Source organism: Lactobacillus jensenii DSM 20557, from assembly GCF_001436455.1.
GTDB classification, from domain to species: domain Bacteria; phylum Bacillota; class Bacilli; order Lactobacillales; family Lactobacillaceae; genus Lactobacillus; species Lactobacillus jensenii.
Genome location: NZ_AYYU01000002.1, coordinates 46,734 through 66,517 on the forward strand (window position 1 = coordinate 46,734; position 19,784 = coordinate 66,517).

The following is a 19,784-nucleotide window of genomic DNA, read 5'->3' on the forward strand; positions in this document are numbered from 1 at the left end:
AGTAATGGTAGAATTTACGGGACGCTTGTCAGGCATAATTTTTGAAAACAGCGAAGATATGTTTAAAATCCTCGATGTTGAAATTGTTGGGGAGCTGGCAGGCTATGATCAAGAAGATATTAAAGTAACAGGTAGTTTTGGGGATGTTTCAATTAATTCAGAATATCAATTTTCTGGAGAGTTAATTGTACATAAAAGGTTTGGTTTACAATTTAAAGCTGAAAGTTATCACCAAGTTATGCCTCATGAAGAAGGCAGTCTGACAAAATATCTTAGTGGGGATAAATTCCCGGGAATTGGTCGTAAAACGGCCCAAACGATTATTGATAAATTAGGCTTAAATGCCTTACAAGTTTTAAAAGAAAATCCAAATAAATTAGAGGAACTTGCATTAACTCAAAAACAAAAAGATAGCTTGTTATCTGGACTTAATTCGATGGATTCATACGCCGAAATTAGCTTAAAACTAAGTCAATATGGACTTAGAAAAAATGTGATTAATCGAGTTTATCATTTATATCACGGAGATAGTATTGAAAAGTTAGAAAAGGATCCATATGCATTAATTAATGAAGTATCCGGTTATGGCTTTAAACAGGCAGATTATATAGGTGAACAATTAAGAATTTCATTTACTGATTCTCGAAGAATTAAAGGAGGAATATATCAAGTACTTCTTAATAATTTGCAAGAACAAGGAAATACTTTTGTTGAATTGAAGTTTTTACTGACTGAAGTTAGTGAGTTAACTGAGATTCCGCAATTTGATTCAATTGCAGAAGCAGTAAATGATTTGCAAAGAGCTGAAAAAGTTGTTGTTAAAGATGATGTAATTAGCTTGCAAAATATTTTTGAAACAGAACAAACTATTGCCCAAAATCTAGCACGTATTAATGATAATAAGTGTGAAAGCTTTTCAGATGAAAAACTATCTCAAATTATTAAAGAATGTGAAAAGCACTTAAAAATTGAATATGATGAGACCCAAAAATCTGCTATTAAAAAAGCACTTAATCATCCTTTGTCGTTATTAACTGGTGGACCAGGTACTGGAAAGACGACAATTATTAATGGTATTTTGTATTGTCTAAGACGATTGGAAGATATTCCAGCAGCTAGTTTATATAGTGAAGATCCACCATTTATTTTAGCTGCACCAACAGGTCGAGCAGCTAAGAGAATGAGTGAAACAACAGGTGTTGAAGCTAAGACTATTCACCGTTTATTAGGGCTTGGCATTAATAGTAGTAACAGTGATGAAGAAGTTGAGTTAAATCAAATTAATGGTGAAATTTTAATCATTGATGAAATGTCGATGGTTGATATGTTTTTATTTAAGCAACTACTTTCTAGTATTGTCGGGACTAAACGTGTGGTTTTTGTTGGAGATAAAGATCAGCTACCTTCAGTTGGACCAGGAAATGTGTTTGGTGATATGATAACTGCCTCTGCTTTTCCAATTACAAAATTAACTACGATTCATAGGCAGGGTGATGATTCATCGATTATTACGTTAGCCCACAGCATTAACGAAGATCAAAATACAAACTTACTTTTCCAAAAAACTAAGAATTATTCATTTATTCCATGTCCTCCTGCCCAAGTAGGTCGAGCAATTGAACAAATAGTAAATTATGCTATTAAAAAAGGCTTTGCCAAAGATGATATTCAAGTTTTAAGTGCGATGTATCATGGTACTAGTGGAATTACCAATTTAAATAATTTATTGCAAAAAATTTTGAACCCCAAAGATGAAAATAGTAAATTTGTTGAAAGTCATGATGAAAAGTTCATGATTGGTGATCGAGTTTTACAATTGCAAAATAATCCTGAAAAAGATATTTATAATGGTCAAATTGGTAAAATTATTGGAATCAATGAAAATAAAAGTGATGAAATATTAGTATGCAATTTTGATGATCGAGAAGTAAAGTTTTCGCGCAAGGATTTACTTGATTTAACAAGAGCCTATGCAATTACTATCCATAAATCACAAGGATCTGAATTTCCACTTGTTATCTTAGTCTTAACTATGCAAAATTTTGTGATGTTAAGAAGAAATCTTTTGTATACAGCGGTTACTAGGGCGGCCAAGAATTTAGTTTTGGTTGGTGAACAAAAAGCCTTTTTAATGGCAGTTAATACTCCTGGAAATAATCGTAAAACTGGTTTAGCAAAGAAAATTATTAGTTTAATGCCCAAGCTTGAACAAAATAAGCACAAACCAGATAGCAATGCCAAAGACATAAATGCTAAAAGTGATACTGAAGAAACAGAAAATAATGGAGAAAAAATCTTAACAAAAGAGGCTATTTATTCTGGACAAATTGATCCAATGATTGGAATGCAAGGAATTAAGTTGAAAAAATTAGATTAATTAGTCTTTCTTTAATAATTGGATTCCAAACAAAAAATCAACTAGTTTTTTAACTAGTTGATTTTTTATTTACTATTGATAATTTTTGAGCTAAATTATTTTTTCTCGATAATCATTGGTAAAACGAGCGGTCTACGCTCAGTACGGGCATACAAGAAGTCTTGTAAATTAGCAATTATTGCCTTTCGAATATCATTTTCAGAAGGGCGTGGCTTCTTGGCCATTTGCGTCCGCAATACATGGTAGACGTTTTTCTGTGCTTGAGAAATTAAGTCTTGTGATTCACGCATATAAACAAAACCACGACTTAAAATATCTGGGCCAGCTAGGACACGTTGATGTTTATAATCAACAGTTGCTACTGCCACAACTAATCCTTCTTCAGATAAAATCTGACGATCGCGAACAACGACGTTGCCAACATCTGCAGTACCAGAAGTATCAACAAAAACATCACCCGCAGGAATATGACCAGCAATTCTTGAACCTTCAGGACTGAATGCTATCACTTCACCATTACCTAAAACAAAGGTGTTTTCCTTTGGAACACCTGCATCTTGAGCTAGGTGAGTGTGAATAACTTGCATTCTGTATTCACCGTGAACTGGAATCATATATTTCGGCTTAGCTAAGCGCACCATCATCTTTAATTCTTCTTGGCCACCGTGACCAGAAGTGTGGACGTTGTTGACTTTGCCATGAATAACATTTGCTCCAGCTTCCATTAACTTGTTAATTAAATGGTTAACAGATAAGGTGTTACCCGGAATTGGATTTGATGAAAAGATTACTGTATCACCAGGTTGAATGCTAATTTGTCGGTGAGTACCATCTGCGATTCTTGAAAGAGCAGCTAATGGTTCTCCCTGTGATCCAGTACATAAAATCATTGCTTCACTTGGCTTTAAGCGGTTGATTTCATTAGCATCAACAATCAAATCTTTAGGTACGTTTAAGTACCCTAAATCGATTCCGTTTTGAATCCCATTTTCCATGCTTCGACCAAAGATAGCAATTTTTCTTCCCGTTTCAATTGCTGCTTCAACAGCGGTTGAAACTCGATAAAGGTTAGATGCAAATGTCGCAAAGATAATACGACCATCAATTCCTTTAATAATATTATTTAGAGATTTAGCAACAAAACGTTCAGATTTGGTAAATGCGGATACTTCTGCATTAGTTGAATCTGATAGTAATGCTAATACACCTTCGTCACCTAACTTGGCCATTCTTTGAAAATCTGGAGCAGGTTGATTCATTACCGGGGTTAAGTCAAACTTGAAATCACCAGTAAAAATCACTGCACCTAATGGGGTATGAACAGCAATTCCTAATGTATCTGGAATTGAGTGAGTAGTTCTGAAGAATGTAACAGATAACTTATCAAAATTTAAAACTGTATCTTCATGTTCTTCATGAAGTTCAGTGGTTTTTAAGATTCCATGTTCATCCAATTTGCCCTTGATTAAAGCTAAGGCAAAAGGTGTTGCGTAAACTGGAATTTCCGGAATTTTTTCTAGTAGGAATGGAATCCCACCAATATGGTCTTCGTGGCCATGGCTGACAACCAAGGCCTTGATTTTTTTACGATTTTTAACAGGGTATGAATAATCACTAATTACATAGTTAATACCTAGTAAATCATCTTCGGGGAACTTAATACCACAGTCCATGATGACAATTTCGTCTTGATATTGAACGCAGTACATATTTTTACCGATTTCACCTAAACCCCCAATGGCAAAAACAGCTACTTCATCTTTTTTTATTCTAACCATTGATTACTTGTCAGTATCAAATGTGGTCAACTTAAAATCAGCATGTTCTTTTTCGTATGCCAATGAGTTGCCAGTTAATTCTTGGATGAGTTCGACATTGTAGGGGGTATTATCTTCAACCATCATCCGAGCTTGACCAATACTGTCAGCTTCAAGAAAGAGTGTCTTAGTAGTTTCTCTTCTTGGGTTAACAATCTTGTTGTCTTGGTATAAAACTTTATAGATCATAAATCTATCTCCTTATTTAGTTGTTAAAACGATCTCAAGATGAATATTTTCAAAAATATTCAATAGTTAATAAAATTTTACCATAAGTTTTGCTTTTAGTGTAGCTATGACATAGAAAAAGGAGGCTAGTTAGCCTCCTTTTTTCTATAGCAATTTAATAAAATTAAGAAATTACTAATGTATCATCTTTTAAAGCAAATGGATCTTTTTTATCAATGCGGTCATAGAAAAGATGTCCATTTAAGTGGTCGATTTCGTGTGATGCAACAATTGCTGGATAACCAGTTAAACGAATTGTTTTTTCTTCACCTTCAACTGTGAAGTATTTAATTGTCAGCTTATTTGGACGTGGAACATAGCCATCGATAACTTTATCAACACTTAAACAGCCTTCACCTTCACTCAAGCATACTTGACGAACAGATTCAGAAACAATTTTAGGGTTTACAAAAGTTTCTTTGAAAATTATTTCGCCTTTATCATTTGGTACTAAAAGAGAAGCCATTTGTACACCTTCACCAACTTGAGGTGCAGCAAGTCCGACTCCGGCTCTTAATTGATGCTTTTCGGCAATTTTGGGATCTTGAGAGTTAATTAAGTATTCCATCATGTCGTCAGCTAATTTTTGGTAGTGTTCTGAAAGTGGGAAGGTAAGTTGATCTGCAACTCTTCTTAAAACTGGGTCGCCATCTCTGACGATATCTTTCATAAGAATCATATATATTGCTCCTTAAAACATTTATTTACTTATATATTTGTACCACATTTATTAGAATTCTGCTCGTAATACTTTATTTATTAGAATTCTGCTCGTAATACTTTAAAAGTATTGCTAAACATTGACCCCTTTACATTTAAGTGGTAAAATCTAGCAACGTAACTAAAAAATGTAGACACTTCGAAAAAACGTAAATTATGATTTGCGTGTTCATACTGTGACCACGTCACAGTTTTTTTATTGAAGCTGGGAGGAATACCTTTGTCAGAACAAAGAAGAGAAGATATTAGAAATATTGCGATTATCGCTCACGTTGACCACGGTAAAACTACTTTGGTTAACCAATTATTGAAGCAATCAGATACTTTACCAGAACATATTAACCTTGAAGATCGTGCGATGGACTCAAACGATATTGAACGTGAACGTGGTATTACTATTCTTTCAAAGAATACTGCAGTTAAATATCATGATACAACTATCAATATCTTGGACACACCAGGACACGCCGACTTTGGTGGTGAAGTAGAACGTATTATGCACATGGTTGATGGTGCTCTTTTATTGGTTGATGCATATGAAGGTACTATGCCTCAAACTCGTTTCGTACTTAAAAAAGCTTTAGAAGCTGGTGTTAAGCCAATTGTTGTTATCAACAAGATTGACCGTCCTGGTGCTCGACCAGCTGAAGTTTTAGATGAAGTTCTTGAATTATTCATTGAACTTGGTGCTAATGATGAACAACTTGATTTCCCAGTTGTCTACGCAAGTGCGTTAAATGGTACCTCAAGTTATGATGAAGACTTAAGTACCCAAAAAGAAACTATGGATCCTATTTTTGAAACTATCATCAAAAATATTCCAGCTCCAATTGAAAATAGTGACCAACCACTTCAATTCCAAATTACTATGCTTGATTGGGATGACTATGTAGGTCGTATCGGGGTAGGTCGTGTATACCGCGGTAAGATTAAAGTCGGTGATCAAGTAACTGTTATGAAGATTGATGGTACTACTCAAAACTTCCGTGTTACCAAATTATTTGGTTTCTTTGGTTTGAAGCGTAACGAAATTAAAGAAGCAAAAGCAGGGGATATCATTGCTATTTCAGGTATTAACGATATCTTTGTTGGTGAAACTATTGCTTCAGCTGAAAATCCAGAAGCTTTACCACCACTTCACATTGATCCACCAACACTTCAAATGGACTTTGTTGCTAATGACTCACCATTTGCAGGTCGTGAAGGTGACCAAGTAACTCCTAAGAAGTTGGAAGATCGTTTGATGAAACAAACACGTACTGATGTTTCATTGAAGGTTGAACCAACTGATCAAATTAACTCTTGGACTGTTTCAGGTCGTGGTGAATTGCACCTTTCAATCTTAGTTGAAGAATTACGTCGTGAAGGTTTTGAAATGCAACTTTCACGTCCTAAGGTTATTTACCGTGAAATTGATGGTCAAATGTGTGAACCATTTGAAGCAGTTCAAGTTGATACTCCAGATGAATATGTTGGTTCAGTTATTGATTCACTTTCACAAAGAAAAGGTGAAATGAAGAACATGGAATCAACCGGTAATGGTCAAACTAGACTTGAATTCTTGGTACCATCACGTGGTTTAATTGGTTACAACAACGAATTCATGTCTCAAACTGCTGGTTATGGTATTTTAAACCATACTTTTGAAGCATATAAACCTGTTGTTAAGAACTGGGAACCTGGTAGAAGAAATGGTGCTTTAGTGTCAATTAACCAAGGACAATCAACTACATACTCACTTCAATCAGTAGAGCAACGTGGTATCTTGTTCATTGGTGCTGGTGTTGAAGTATATGAAGGTATGATTGTGGGTCAATCATCACGTGAACGTGACATTGCAGTTAACGTAACCAAGGGTAAGAACTTAACTAACACCCGTGCTGCAGGTAAGGACCACTCAGCTTCTATTAAGACTCCTAAGACATTAACTCTAGAAGAAGCAATCGAATTCTTAAATGATGATGAATACTGTGAAGTAACACCTCAAAGTATTCGTTTACGTAAGAAGATTTTGAATACTAATGAACGTCAAAAGTTCGATAAGAAGAAAAATCGTCAAAATTAATTGCTAATTAATCATAAAAAGCTGTTACTTCAATAGAAGTAGCAGCTTTTTTTGGTTTATAATAATTATTAAGACTAATTTTAAGAGGAGGACGGCGAAGGTGCGTCCAGATAAACAAAAATTTTTATATTTAGACTATAAAATATTACTTCCTTATTTAATTTTATGTGTAGTGGGAATAGTAATGGTTTATTCTGCTAGCTCAGATATTTTGCTAGTTAATGGCTTTAAGCCAACAGTTTATGGTGGCAAGCAATTAATTTACTTTATAGTGGCTGTAATATTTTTAGGGTATCCAGCTTTTAATACTAAAATGAGGAAAATTCGAAGTTGGAGATTTATTATGTCCTATTTAGGAATTTCCGTATTCTTGTTACTTATTTTGTTAGCGATGAAAATAATAGGTGGAGCAAGATTTGCTGTTAATGGTGCGGTAGGTTGGATTAATTTAGGTTTTATAAGTATTCAACCACTAGAAATTGCAAAATTAGCTCTGATTTTATATTTAGCCAAGATCTTAGATAAAAGGGCTAATCGCTTAGTAGCAGGTAATATTTGGCATTCATTATCCAATCCTACAATTATTGCATTTGCTATTATGGCTTTAGTTATTGTAGAACCAGACTTTGGTGGTACAGCTATTTTATTTATGATAGTAATGGTTTTATATGCAGTTTCAGGAATTAGAGCAGGACTTGTTCTAACTTGGATGTTTATTTTGTTGGGACTAGTTATTGGTTTTGTATCTTTAATTATTGTTTGGAATCCAAAGTTTTTACAAAACTCCTATCAATTCCAGCGCTTACTAGCATTTGCCCATCCATTTCAATTGGAAAAAACAAGTGGGGCACAATTGGTAAATTCATATTATGCAATTCATAATGGTGGTTTGTTTGGAGTGGGGTTAGGTAATAGTATGCAAAAGCGTGGCTATTTACCAGAACCGTATACCGATTTTATTATGTCGATTATTAGCGAAGAATTAGGATCAATAGGTGCTTGTCTAATTTTAGGTTTGCTATTTTACTTAATGTGGCGAATTATGGAAGTTGGTGTCCATGCCCAAAGTCAATTTAATGCTTTGGTCTGTTTTGGAGTGACAACAATAATATTTACGGAAACTTTATTTAATATTGGGGCAGTAATTGGGTTATTACCGATTACTGGAGTAACGTTACCATTTATAAGTTATGGTGGTTCCTCAATGTTTGTCTTAACAGCTGGAATTGGATTAGTTTTAAATATTTCTGCAGAAGAAAAGCGAGCCATTATGATAGAACGGAGTGTACAATGAGTTACAATCTAGATTTAGAAAATACTAATATACCAGCACGAGTTGCAATAATCGTTTTTTTAAATCAAGCTCAAGACCAATTTAAGTTAAGACAATTCGGAGATATCGTTTACTTTTCTAAAAGAAAAAAATATTGTCTAATTTATGTAAATCAAAATGGAGCTAGAGAGTTAACAATAAAGTTAAATAAGCTACACTTTGTTAAAAAGGCTGAAATTTCACCGACAAGTGAATTGGATTTTAGTCGTGAGCATGAAGAAGGACAAATTAATAAACTAGCCTCTGAAGCAGAACAAATTTTAGAAGAAAATGAGGAATATAAGCAGTGAGAATAATTGCTGGTAAATATGCTAAAAGAAACTTGTTCACATTAAAGAGTAATAAAACAAGGCCGACAAGTGATAAGGTTAAAGAATCTCTTTTTAATAGTTTAGGACAATTTTTTGATGGTGGTATTACTCTAGACTTATATGGTGGTAGTGGTGCTTTAGCTATTGAAGCTGTATCTCGTGGATTCGATCATGCGGTAATTACAGATATTAATTATGCTGCAGTTCAAATAATAAAAAAGAATGTTGCCCTAACTCATGAAGAAGAAAAGTTTGAAGTATTTAAAATGAGTGATAAGGTAGCTTTAAAATTCTTACATGAGCATGATTATAAGTTTGATATGGTTTTCTTGGATCCACCTTATGCTAAACAAAAAATCACTCAAATTATGACAGAAATAGATAAGTTGAATTTACTTAACTCGAAGGCAATTTTTGTTTGTGAAACTGATGATGATACTCAATTAGCAGACGTAAAGGGGTTTACCTTAACTAAGGAACATCATTTAGGTAAAACAATTGTCAGAATATATCAAAAGGATAATTAAGATGGTAAAAGCAATTTTTCCTGGGAGCTTTGATCCAGTAACTAACGGTCATTTAGAAACAATCAAACAGGCAAGTAAAGCCTTTGATAAAGTATTTGTGGTAATAATGACTAATACAAGTAAGAAATATTTATTTTCTGCACGAGAAAGAGCAGAATTAGTTGAAGATGCATTAGCTGATTTAAAATTAGCTAATGTTTCTGTTCTTACTAGACCTGCTACTTTAACAGTTGATGTTGCTAAAGAGTTGCAAACTAATATTATTGTTCGCGGACTAAGAAATAGTGAAGATTTCCTTTATGAACAACAAATTAGTGCTATGAATAAGAAGCTCAATCCAGCTATTGAAACAATTTACTTTATGACAAGTAGTGAAAATAGTTTTGTCGCTTCGAGTATGATTAAAGAAATCGCAAAATTTAATGGCGATGTTTCGCAATTTCTACCAGAAAAAGCAGCTTTGGCTTTGAAGAGGGTGTTAGGGTCAAATGAAAAATAAAAAGAAATTAAATATCATCGTTGCAACATTACTGGTTCTTGTTTTAGTATATTTAGGACTTTCTTGGCCAACCAATTATTATATTGAAGCGCCAGGTGATGCAAATAGTGTAAGTCAATTTGTATCTTCAAATGGTAAAAAAGCTAGCAAGAACTTATTTATGGTTACGGTAAGTGAGCGACAAGCTAGTTTAGGGGATTATCTATGGAGTTATACCAATCCTTTTGAAACCAGAATTTCCCAAAAAGACTTACTAGGAAATCAAAATACTAGTCAGTACATGCAATTGCAAGAATGGTATATGGAAACTAGTCAAAATAATGCAATCTATTATGCCGCTAAAGTTGCTGGAAAAACACCAAAAAAGAAATTTTTTGGTGTTTATGTAATGGGCTTAACTACTAATTCTAAATTTAGAAATAAATTAAATATAGGAGATACGATTATAGCAGTTGATGGCCAACATTTTAAGTCAACTAAAGCTTTAATATGGACTACATTCAAAAGCAAAAGATAGGTCAAAAGGTTTCTATTACGGTTCAAAGGGATGATAAATCAATTAATTATTCCGGAAAAACAGTTCCGCTAGCTACAGACAAGGCAAAAGCAGCTATTGGAATTCAATTAGTTGAACGCAGTAAAGTTATTACAAATCCTAAAATTAAGATTAATGCTGGTTCTATTGGAGGCCCATCAGCAGGTTTAATGTTTTCTTTGGCCTCATATCAATTGTTTACAGGACATGATTTAACACATGGAGTTAAGGTTGCAGGAACAGGAACAATTGATAATGAAGGAAATGTTGGTATGATAGGTGGAGTTGATAAGAAGGTCGTGGCTGCTGATAAAGCAGGAGCCAAGGTTTTCTTTGCCCCAAGTCAGCAATTACCTGGATATAAGAAAAATGAAACCAATTATGCAGTCGCTGTAAAAACAGCTAAAAAAATTCATTCAAAAATGAAAATTATTCCGGTTGCAACTTTTAATGATGCATTAACTTATTTGAAAAAAATTCAAAAATAAAAAAGTCTAGGAAAAAACCTAGACTTTTTTTGTATTTAATTTTAGAAAAGAATTTTTAATAAGTTTGAGGTAAAATGATGAATTTTGAAAAAATAAAAGATTGGTTGATTCAGTATAAAGTATGTGTAATTGCGGCTCTTGTAGGAGTTATTGTATTATTTTGCTTAAAAGTTAATACAAATTCTCAAGATGAGTTAATTTCAATGAATACAGCTTCAAGTAGTTCCGCTAGTCAGAGTAGTTTGCAAGCTTCTTCAGTAGCTATAAGTGCTAGTAATTTAAAGACTAATAAAGTAACTTGTGACATTTCTGGAGCAGTCAAAAATGGTGGAATTTATACTTTGAAGGCGGGAGCTAGAGTTGCTGATCTGATTCGAGCAGCAGGTGGCGAAACTGCTGAAGCAGACTTAAGTTCCATTAATCGGGCTATTCTTTTGAAAGATCAAGATAAAGTTTATATACCTGTTAAAGGGGAAAGCATTTCTGCTAATACAGCCTCTAACCAAGGATCATCATCAGTAAGTAATAGTGGTGGAGAAAAGATTCATTTAAATTCCGCAACCGTAGCTGATTTACAAAAATTAAATGGAGTTGGTCAGAAAAAGGCAGAACAAATTGTAGCTTATCGTGAACAAAATGGACCATTTAAAAGTGTTGAAGACTTAACAAAAGTTTCTGGAATTGGAGAAAAGACACTTGCCGGCTTTAAAGATCAACTTGAATTATAGTAAAAAACCAGGATTTTATTTACTAGTTGCTTTTCTTTTAATTAGTATTAGTTTTTTATTTTTCGAAGCAAAGTCTTATTGGCATGTTGGTGTAATAGGTATTTTTTGTTTATTTTTCTCTTTTTTATTAATCAAAAAGTTTAAGCATACTAAGTTACTTTTATTAGTTTTTATAATTATTTTTAGTATACGTTTATTTCAAAGCATACCACTTTACTCATATCAAGGACAGGTCATTACAATTTATCCAGATCAAGTGAAATTAATCCCAGATTATGTTTCTGGAATTGGAAAATTTAAAAATGGAAAGATCACACTTGGGTTTAAACCTACTTCGGCGATAAGAAATGCACTAAGTCAAGGAGAAAAAGTTTTATTATTTAATATCAAGTATGAAGTTAGTGAAATTGAGCAAGCTCATAATTTTGGTGAGATAAATTATCGGCATTATTATGCTAGTAAAGGAATTAAAGAACTGGTTAATATTCAAAATTATCAGTTTATTAGTAGTAGCTATAGTCTAATTGATTTTTATCATTATTTGCGATTTAAATTGGAAAGATATTTTACTACTTTTCCAAGGCTACTTAGTTTCTTTGCGGGTGAATTGATTTTAGGAGAAAACATTAATGATGATACTCAACAAATATTAGATAATTATCGAAATTTAGGTGTAATTCACCTTTTGAGTATTTCAGGTCTTCATGTTGGGATATACACTTTTGTTATTTCTGTGATTTGTTATTTTTTCAAAATAACTGAAGATGAGAGTTTTGTTATTATTAGTTTTTGCTTGTTATTGGGAATATTGCTTTGCGCTGGACAAGCGGGATTTGTTAGAAGCTGTTTAACCTACTTTTTAGGTGGATTACTAAAAAAGAAGGCTTTTAATCTTAATAATTCGGACTTACTAGGTTTAACAGCAATTGTTCACCTATTAATCAATCCACGGTTATTTATGAATATTGGGGCCATTTTGAGTTATATATTGGTCTTAGGATTAAAGGTTATTAAGAGTGAGAGTAGTTTTAAGCAAGGGATGTTATTAAATTTACTATTAACACCACTTCTTTTATTTAATTTCTATCAAGTAAATATATTTACCGTCTTCTTTAATATTTTGATTGTTCCTTATTTTAATTTTGTTGTGATGCCTTTGACCTTCATTAATATCTTTTTATTTAATAAATTTTTATTTATCTCTGATATTTTTGAAAAAATTTTAGAATTTGGTGAAGCAACTATAAATAGTTTTGCAAGAACAAATATCGGAATGATAATATTTGGAAAAATAACATGGTGGCAGGTTTTATTTTTACTAATAGTAAGTTTTTGTTACTTAATTTTTAGATTAGAAAGTCGCAAATTAAAATTATCGATAGTTACTTTGATAAGTGCATATTCTTTAATTTTTATTAGCATTCATTTTCCATTGCAAGGTCAGGTAACTTTTATTGATGTTGGACAAGGCGATAGTATCTTGATTACTACTCCTCTTTTTAGAAAAAGTTATTTGATTGATACAGGAGGTAAAGTTTCATTTGCTAGCTCTAAACGGCCTAAAAGACCTCAAATAGAGCAAATAACGTTGCCTTTTTTAAAAGCACAAGGAATTGATCATTTAGATGGAATTTTTCTTTCTCATCAAGATGCCGACCATGTTGGAGATCTAGGACCATTGTTAGATAAAATTAAGGTAAATAAGTTATATATGGCTCGAGGTCTATTAAAGAATCAAGCTTTTTTGAAAAGAATTGCTGGAAAAGTTCATAAATCACAAATTAAGGAATTGCTGGCTGGGGATAGAGTGAATGAAGGAATAAAGTTTGATATTGTCTATCCATATCAAGCTGGATTAGGTAAAAATGAAGATTCACTATCGGTGACTTTTAAAGTTAATAACAAGCGCTGGCTTTTTACTGGAGACTTAGACCAGGCTGGTGAAGAAGTAATAGGTCAGAAAACTCCAATGAAAGTTAATTACTTTAAGTTAGGACATCATGGAAGTAAGACATCGTCATCTGAACATTTTTTACAAATTATTCAACCTGATTTGGTTTTTATTTCTGCAGGGCGAAATAATCGCTACCATCATCCTAATCAGGAGACGTTAGCAAAGTTAGATAAATTGGCAATACCATATCTTAGTACTCAAAGATATGGTAGTATTAGTTATCGATATGGTTTTGGAAGAGACCACTTTGAAACTTTTTTGAAATAAATTTGAGGTAAGAATGTTAATTTCATTGTTTAAAAATTCAAATGTTCAAAATAAAAATTTGCTAATATATGGTGAAGATGCTTTCTTAAATGATTATTTAATTAGAGATTATTTGAATAATTCAGAGTTTAAGGGATTAGATTTGCAAAGAATCGACTGTGAAAATGATGGGTTAGATGAGTTATTAGCTTCATTAACAGAAGCAAGTTTATTTTCACAACAAAAAATAATTTGGGTGAAAAATCCTATTTTCTTGACAGGAAAATCACCTAAAAAACTTCAAGCAAATATTGCAAAACTAGAAAAAGTCTTTGCCAATTTAACTTTGTCTGATGATATTGTGATTATGCAAGCTAATTATGCTAATTTAGACAAACGAAAAAAAATAACCAAATTAAGTTTGTCAGCTTTTAATTCGGTTGAAGTACAATTTAAACCATATGAAGTTAGTGGAGTGATAAAAGCAATTATTAAGGATGAAGGCTACTCTATTGCTCAAAACACTTTACACTTGCTTCTTGAGAGAAGCGATCAAGTAATGGATACAGCATTATCCAATTATTTAAAACTTAAACTGATAGCTGATGATAATAAAAAGATTACTTTAGAATCAGTTCAAAATAATGTAGATTTATCTCTTGCCCAAAATATTTTCGAAATATTGTCTTCCGCCTTCAAGAAAAATTATCAAGAATCATTAGAAAGACTAGAAGATCAGCTAAGAGAAGGCCAAAATCCAGTTCGTATTTTGTCAGTTTTTGAAAATCAACTAGAAGTGATCTTATCTGCCAAAATTTTATTAGCAAGAAAGCGTAGCGAAATGGATATTGGTAAAGAACTAGGAATTCATCCGTACCGTGTTAAGCTTGCTAAACAAACACAAGTATCTGTCTCTAAGTTAAAGAGATTGTTACTTGAAGCAATAAAATTAGATCAAGGCTATAAAAATGGGACCTATCAAGGCGATGAATTTATTAAGATGTTTTTATTGGCTATTTAAAAGTATAAAAAAAGACCAGGAAATTAATCCTGGTCTTTATTGTTTGCTAGAAATTACTTAGCAAGCTTAGCTAAACGACTCTTGTCACGGTTAGCCTTGTTCTTGTGGATTAAACCTTTAGATGCGGCCTTGTCCAAAGCACGAGCAGCTGCCTTGTGTAAGTCGGAGGCGTTTTCTGCACCAGCAGCTTGAGCAACCTTAAACTTCTTAACAGCAGTTCTCAATTCGCTCAATTGTGCAGCACGACGCTTGTTAGCGTTAGCTTGAGTCTTAACACGCTTGATAGCTGATTTGATTTGTGGCATGAAATTCACCTCCAATATTTATCTAAAATCACATAAATTGATTATACTTAAGAAAAACTATCCTTGCAAGGTAAATTATACTTGCTTTTTGAAAAAAATATCGTTATTATTAATTTTGTTGTGAACCATTAACGCTGTTTGCACGTTTCACCAGCGGCTTACGTTGTTAATGGCGATTATTTTATTTATAGAAAGGTGTTATTGAAATGTCAATTTCAAAAGCAAGAAAAAACGAATTAATTAAAGAATACGCAACTCATGAAGGTGATACTGGTTCTGTTGAAGTTCAAGTTGCAGTTTTAACTGAAGATATTAACAACTTGAATGCCCACTTAAAGGCCCACAAGCAAGACCACCACTCATACGTTGGTTTGCTTAAGAAGATTGGTCACCGTCGTAACTTACTTCGTTACTTAGCAGAAAACGATATTGAACGTTACCGTACTTTAATCAAGAAGTTAGGTTTACGTCGTTAATCTATTCTTTAATGAGAGTCAGCATTTGCTGACTCTTTTTTTCTGCTGTCAAAATTACCGTTCTATGCTAAAATTAAAAAAGACTAGCACGTTTTGATCAAATGATCCTAAATAAAAATTGTAATTATAGAGAAGGAAATATTAATGGCAGATTTTGATATAAAGATTATGGTTGTCAGCGGTGTCCGTGAACAAGGAAAGGACATGTTCGCTGTTCAAGTTAATGATGAAATTTTTGTTCTTGATGCAGGGTTAAAATATCCTGATAGTTCTTTATTTGGAATTGATGTTGTGATTCCAGATATGGAATTTTTTGACAAATATAGTGATAAAATTGCGGGAATCTTTTTGACTCATGGTCATGCAGATTCAATTGGTGCTTTGCCATATATCTTAAGAGGGCATGATATAGATATTTTTGGCTCTGAATTAACAATTGAATTAGCAAAGTTGGAAGTGCAACGTGAAAATCATCGTCGAAAGAATCATCTTTTCCACGTGATTGATGCGGAAACAGAAATTGATTTTAGAAATGCTAGCGTTTCATTCTTTCACACCACCCACTCAATTCCAGATTCATTAGGAATTGTTGTCCATACACCAGCAGGTGGAATTGTTTATACTGGTGATTTTAAATTTGATCCTTCTGCTAGTGAGCATTATCGGACAGATATGGATCGATTAGCCGAAATTGCTACTAAAGGTGTTTTGGCGCTTTTAAGTGATTCTTCTAATGCTGAAGCAGATTTTCCTAATGCTTCAGAAAAAGAAATTGGCGATTACGTTAGTGAAGTGTTTTCTAATGCTCCAGGTAGAATTATTGTTGCAGCTAAAGCTTCCAACTTTACAAGATTGCAACAAGTCTTTGATGCAGCAAAGAAGAATAATAGAAAAGTCTTGTTAACAGGTCGAGGAGTAAATAAGATTGTCCAAATTGCTTTAAAGCTTGGCTATTTACAAGCTGACTCTAGACTTTTTATTCATTCTAAAGAATTGAAGAATTATAAAGATGATCAGTTGGTAGTATTAGAGACTGGTAGAATGGGTGAACCATTGCAGTCACTTCAAAAAATGGCAACTAACCGTCATAGAATGGTTTCTATTCACCCAGGGGACTTAGTATTTATTGCTACTACGCCTTCACATGCGGTAGAAACAATGGTTGCTCAAACTAGTGATATGGTTTATCGCGCTGGTGGTACTGTAACGCAATTAGCTTATGCTAAGCACACTAGTGGTCACGCCACTGGTAGAGATTTACAACTACTTATTTCAACATTAAAGCCTAAGTTTTTAATTCCTGTAATTGGTGAATATCGCTTACTTGAAATTCATCGCAACTTGGCTATAGCGACAGGAATGAAAACTAAAGATATTTATATAACTAAAAATGGTGATTGCTTAAGCTTACAAAAAGGTCGCTTTTACTTAACTGATCCAGTTCCTGGTGAAGATACAATGATTGACGGTAGTGGTATTGGTGATGTAGGAAATATTGTTTTGCGTGATAGAGAAATTTTATCTGATGATGGAATTTTTATTGCAGTTGCTACTATTGACCGTAAAAAGAAAAAGATTATTGCTGAACCTAGGGTAAGTAGTCGTGGTTTCGTTTATATTAAGGCTAACAAAGAATTAATGAATGAATCGCGTGAAGTTATCAAAAAAGCAATACTAACTAATTTTGAACATAAAAAGTTTGACTGGTCTGAATTAAAAACGGACGTACGTAACAGTTTGGAGAAGTTTTTATACAAGCAAACTAACCGGCGGCCAGTTGTTTTGCCAGTGATTATGGAAGTAAATCAAAATAGACATCGGGCAATGGCTCGAAAGAAATCCGAACACGAACTTAGAAATAAAAAGGCAGAAAATAATGACTAATTTAAGTCAAAAAAATTTAATTAATTTAGCTAATGAAAGTATTGAGAATAAAGATTTAACTCAAGCTGAAGAATATTTGGAAGAGGCTTTGAATTTATCTTATGATGAAAATATTTCAAAAAGCTTAGTTAAGGTCTATTTATCGGATAACAAAGAAGATCAGGCGTATGATTTAGTGAAAGAAGAGCCTGATCTTTTTTCTGATTCTGAAATTTTTTCTTTATACTTGGAAACGTTAGCCAGGAATAATTACTTCATAGAATTTTTACAATTAAAAAAATTATTGGATAATCCCAAAATAAAAGAAGTTGTCCCTGAAAAGCTAGAAAAGCAGATGAAAATTATGCAAGCTTTTAAAAAGAAAAGCGTAATAAGGCAAAAGGATTATCAAAGTTTATTTAAATTAAATTTGACGAATTTTGTTAACTTTAGCAAAAGTATTTTAATAGATCCTAGCCAGTCATTTGCATTACGTTTAGCTATTTGTGAGGACTTGGTAAAGCTTAAAATGGATGAAAATATTCCAATAATAGTTTTAGATCAAATGACTGCTTTCAATCCATCATTAACACCATTATTAGCTAAGAATACAGTGTATCAAGAAATTATCAGTTCAATCGGTGATCGATTAAGTAAAAATCCATCGATTTTGCCAACTGTTTTAAGTGAAACTAATTTGCTATTAGGAACAATCTATCCAAAAATAGATGATTTTGTAAATGAACCTGATTCATTTAGTAAAGATCTTGTCAACTTTGTATTAGAAAGAAATGGGGGCGAACATCAAGAGATACTAACTAAAATCTATCAAAATATAAGTCGTTAAAGATTTTAAACAAAATGGTTTACATTTTCTTGTAATCAGGTATAATCATATAAGGATATTTTCATTGGCAAGAGACTAGTCGAATGCGAATGAAAGTAGTACAATATTCAACAGAGAATTATCCGTTAACTTATCTCAACGGACTTCTTGCAAATTTACAGGAGGGTCATTTTAATGGCAGAAAAAGAACATTACGAAAGAACCAAGCCGCACGTTAACATTGGTACTATCGGACACGTTGACCACGGTAAGACCACTTTAACTGCAGCTATTACTACTGTTTTGGCAAAGCAAGGCTTAGCACAAGCTTCTGATTACTCACAAATCGATGCTGCGCCAGAAGAAAAAGAACGTGGTATCACTATCAACACTGCCCACGTTGAATACGAAACTGAAAACCGTCACTACGCACACATGGATGCTCCAGGCCACGCCGACTACATCAAGAACATGATTACCGGTGCTGCTCAAATGGATGGTGCTATCTTAGTTGTTGCTGCAACTGATGGTCCTATGCCACAAACTCGTGAACACATCTTACTTGCTCGTCAGGTTGGTGTTGAATACATCGTTGTATTCTTGAACAAGTGTGACTTAGTTGACGATCCAGAATTGATCGACTTAGTTGAAATGGAAGTTCGTGACTTGTTATCAGAATACGATTACCCTGGTGACGATGTTCCAGTTATCCGTGGTTCAGCATTGAAGGCTTTACAAGGTGACCCAGAACAAGAAAAGGTTATCTTGGAACTTATGAAGACTGTTGACGAATACATCCCAACTCCAGAACGTCAAACTGACAAGCCATTCTTGATGCCAGTTGAAGACGTATTTACTATCACTGGTCGTGGTACTGTTGCTTCAGGCCGTATCGACCGTGGTCAAGTTAAGGTCGGCGATGAAGTTGAAATCGTTGGTTTAACTGATGACGTTAAGAAGTCAGTTGTTACTGGTTTGGAAATGTTCCACAAGACTTTGGACTTAGGTGAAGCCGGCGATAACGTTGGTGTATTGCTTCGTGGTGTTGACCGTGATGAAGTTGTTCGTGGTCAAGTTTTAGCACAACCAGGTTCAATCCAAACCCACAAGAAGTTTAAGGGTCAAGTTTATGTCTTGAAGAAGGACGAAGGTGGTCGTCACACTCCATTCTTCTCAGACTACCGTCCTCAATTCTACTTCCACACTACTGACGTAACTGGTGCTATTGAATTACCAGAAGGTACTGAAATGGTTATGCCTGGTGACAACACTGAATTTACTGTTGAATTAATCAAGCCAGTTGCCGTAGAAAAGGGTACTAAGTTCACTATTCGTGAAGGTGGACGTACTGTTGGTGCCGGCCAAGTTACTGAAATTCTTGACTAATCCAACTTTAAAAAAATGTACTTGCTCTTGCAAGTACATTTTTTTTATCTAAAATTTGATTTGTGTTTTAGGCTATGTA

Annotated in this window: 17 protein-coding genes and 1 pseudogene; 14 read left to right on the forward strand and 4 right to left on the reverse strand. The window is 33.5% G+C overall.

Going from position 1 to position 19,784, the window contains the following annotated elements; all coding sequences use genetic code 11:
* The first annotated feature begins 4 nt into the window (after positions 1-4).
* Positions 5-2,377, forward strand: coding sequence for an SF1B family DNA helicase RecD2 (gene recD2, locus FC45_RS00970; RefSeq protein ID WP_006584541.1), 2,373 nt, complete (start codon positions 5-7; stop codon positions 2,375-2,377).
* A gap of 95 nt (positions 2,378-2,472) precedes the next feature.
* On the opposite strand, the gene rnjA is transcribed toward recD2, so the two are convergent.
* The 3 genes from rnjA to def all read right to left on the reverse strand — a co-directional run bounded on the left by rnjA (position 2,473) and on the right by def (position 5,101).
* A complete protein-coding gene (gene rnjA, locus FC45_RS00975; RefSeq protein ID WP_006588078.1) occupies positions 2,473-4,155 on the reverse strand; it encodes a ribonuclease J1 in 1,683 nt (560 codons plus the stop codon).
* 3 nt (positions 4,156-4,158) lie between these two features.
* Positions 4,159-4,383: a DNA-dependent RNA polymerase subunit epsilon gene (locus FC45_RS00980; protein WP_006584544.1), complete on the reverse strand. Its 225-nt coding sequence runs from the start codon at positions 4,381-4,383 to the stop codon at positions 4,159-4,161.
* Between the two features lie 163 nt (positions 4,384-4,546).
* Positions 4,547-5,101, reverse strand: coding sequence for a peptide deformylase (def, locus tag FC45_RS00985; protein WP_006584545.1), 555 nt, complete (start codon positions 5,099-5,101; stop codon positions 4,547-4,549).
* 261 nt (positions 5,102-5,362) lie between these two features.
* Between def and typA the strand changes: the two genes are divergently transcribed.
* The 9 genes and pseudogenes from typA to holA all read left to right on the forward strand — a co-directional run bounded on the left by typA (position 5,363) and on the right by holA (position 14,849).
* Entirely contained in the window at positions 5,363-7,207 is a 1,845-nt protein-coding gene (typA, locus tag FC45_RS00990; protein ID WP_006588621.1) for a translational GTPase TypA, read from the forward strand.
* A gap of 100 nt (positions 7,208-7,307) precedes the next feature.
* A complete protein-coding gene (locus tag FC45_RS00995; protein WP_006584547.1) occupies positions 7,308-8,501 on the forward strand; it encodes an FtsW/RodA/SpoVE family cell cycle protein in 1,194 nt (397 codons plus the stop codon).
* Positions 8,498-8,830, forward strand: coding sequence for a YlbG family protein (locus tag FC45_RS01000; RefSeq protein WP_006584548.1), 333 nt, complete (start codon positions 8,498-8,500; stop codon positions 8,828-8,830). The genes FC45_RS00995 and FC45_RS01000 overlap by 4 nt, the downstream gene beginning before the upstream one ends.
* The gene (gene rsmD / locus FC45_RS01005) at positions 8,827-9,378 is read left to right on the forward strand and encodes a 16S rRNA (guanine(966)-N(2))-methyltransferase RsmD (RefSeq protein ID WP_006584549.1); all 552 of its coding nucleotides are present in this window, start codon (positions 8,827-8,829) and stop codon (positions 9,376-9,378) included. Before FC45_RS01000 ends, rsmD begins: the two co-directional genes overlap by 4 nt.
* Before the next feature lies 1 nt (position 9,379).
* Complete coding sequence (coaD, locus tag FC45_RS01010; RefSeq protein WP_006584550.1) at positions 9,380-9,877, forward strand: pantetheine-phosphate adenylyltransferase; 498 nt, start codon at positions 9,380-9,382, stop codon at positions 9,875-9,877.
* A pseudogene (locus FC45_RS01015) lies at positions 9,867-10,900 on the forward strand (SepM family pheromone-processing serine protease). Before coaD ends, FC45_RS01015 begins: the two are co-directional and overlap by 11 nt.
* A gap of 77 nt (positions 10,901-10,977) precedes the next feature.
* Entirely contained in the window at positions 10,978-11,628 is a 651-nt protein-coding gene (locus tag FC45_RS01020; protein ID WP_021351249.1) for a helix-hairpin-helix domain-containing protein, read from the forward strand.
* On the forward strand, positions 11,597-13,849 hold the full coding sequence (locus FC45_RS01025; RefSeq protein ID WP_034538746.1) for a DNA internalization-related competence protein ComEC/Rec2: 2,253 nt from the start codon (positions 11,597-11,599) through the stop codon (positions 13,847-13,849). Before FC45_RS01020 ends, FC45_RS01025 begins: the two co-directional genes overlap by 32 nt.
* Before the next feature lie 13 nt (positions 13,850-13,862).
* A complete protein-coding gene (gene holA, locus FC45_RS01030; RefSeq protein WP_006584552.1) occupies positions 13,863-14,849 on the forward strand; it encodes a DNA polymerase III subunit delta in 987 nt (328 codons plus the stop codon).
* 53 nt (positions 14,850-14,902) lie between these two features.
* Here holA and rpsT read toward each other — a convergent pair whose 3' ends face one another.
* Positions 14,903-15,154, reverse strand: coding sequence for a 30S ribosomal protein S20 (gene rpsT / locus FC45_RS01035; protein WP_006584553.1), 252 nt, complete (start codon positions 15,152-15,154; stop codon positions 14,903-14,905).
* Positions 15,155-15,360: 206 nt separating this feature from the next.
* On the opposite strand from rpsT, the gene rpsO reads away from it, so the two are divergent.
* The 4 genes from rpsO to tuf all read left to right on the forward strand — a co-directional run bounded on the left by rpsO (position 15,361) and on the right by tuf (position 19,705).
* The gene (rpsO, locus tag FC45_RS01040; protein ID WP_006586592.1) at positions 15,361-15,630 is read left to right on the forward strand and encodes a 30S ribosomal protein S15; all 270 of its coding nucleotides are present in this window, start codon (positions 15,361-15,363) and stop codon (positions 15,628-15,630) included.
* 144 nt (positions 15,631-15,774) lie between these two features.
* Entirely contained in the window at positions 15,775-17,514 is a 1,740-nt protein-coding gene (locus FC45_RS01045) for a ribonuclease J (protein ID WP_006588075.1), read from the forward strand.
* Positions 17,507-18,340, forward strand: coding sequence for a hypothetical protein (locus FC45_RS01050; RefSeq protein ID WP_057706309.1), 834 nt, complete (start codon positions 17,507-17,509; stop codon positions 18,338-18,340). The genes FC45_RS01045 and FC45_RS01050 overlap by 8 nt, the downstream gene beginning before the upstream one ends.
* Positions 18,341-18,514: 174 nt before the next feature.
* The gene (gene tuf, locus FC45_RS01055; protein ID WP_006584557.1) at positions 18,515-19,705 is read left to right on the forward strand and encodes an elongation factor Tu; all 1,191 of its coding nucleotides are present in this window, start codon (positions 18,515-18,517) and stop codon (positions 19,703-19,705) included.
* The last annotated feature ends 79 nt before the right edge of the window (positions 19,706-19,784 follow it).

What these genes read in the sequence shown, in the direction of transcription:
- def (WP_006584545.1), bottom strand. Translation starts at nt 5,101, where the DNA reads ATGATTCTTATGAAAGATATCGTCAGAGATGGCGACCCAGTTTTAAGA.
- FC45_RS01050 (WP_057706309.1), top strand. Translation starts at nt 17,507, where the DNA reads ATGACTAATTTAAGTCAAAAAAATTTAATTAATTTAGCTAATGAAAGT.
- rpsO (WP_006586592.1), top strand. Translation starts at nt 15,361, where the DNA reads ATGTCAATTTCAAAAGCAAGAAAAAACGAATTAATTAAAGAATACGCA.
- recD2 (WP_006584541.1), top strand. Translation starts at nt 5, where the DNA reads ATGGTAGAATTTACGGGACGCTTGTCAGGCATAATTTTTGAAAACAGC.
- coaD (WP_006584550.1), top strand. Translation starts at nt 9,380, where the DNA reads ATGGTAAAAGCAATTTTTCCTGGGAGCTTTGATCCAGTAACTAACGGT.
- tuf (WP_006584557.1), top strand. Translation starts at nt 18,515, where the DNA reads ATGGCAGAAAAAGAACATTACGAAAGAACCAAGCCGCACGTTAACATT.
- FC45_RS01020 (WP_021351249.1), top strand. Translation starts at nt 10,978, where the DNA reads ATGAATTTTGAAAAAATAAAAGATTGGTTGATTCAGTATAAAGTATGT.
- holA (WP_006584552.1), top strand. Translation starts at nt 13,863, where the DNA reads ATGTTAATTTCATTGTTTAAAAATTCAAATGTTCAAAATAAAAATTTG.
- rnjA (WP_006588078.1), bottom strand. Translation starts at nt 4,155, where the DNA reads ATGGTTAGAATAAAAAAAGATGAAGTAGCTGTTTTTGCCATTGGGGGT.
- FC45_RS01000 (WP_006584548.1), top strand. Translation starts at nt 8,498, where the DNA reads ATGAGTTACAATCTAGATTTAGAAAATACTAATATACCAGCACGAGTT.
- FC45_RS00980 (WP_006584544.1), bottom strand. Translation starts at nt 4,383, where the DNA reads ATGATCTATAAAGTTTTATACCAAGACAACAAGATTGTTAACCCAAGA.
- rpsT (WP_006584553.1), bottom strand. Translation starts at nt 15,154, where the DNA reads ATGCCACAAATCAAATCAGCTATCAAGCGTGTTAAGACTCAAGCTAAC.
- FC45_RS01045 (WP_006588075.1), top strand. Translation starts at nt 15,775, where the DNA reads ATGGCAGATTTTGATATAAAGATTATGGTTGTCAGCGGTGTCCGTGAA.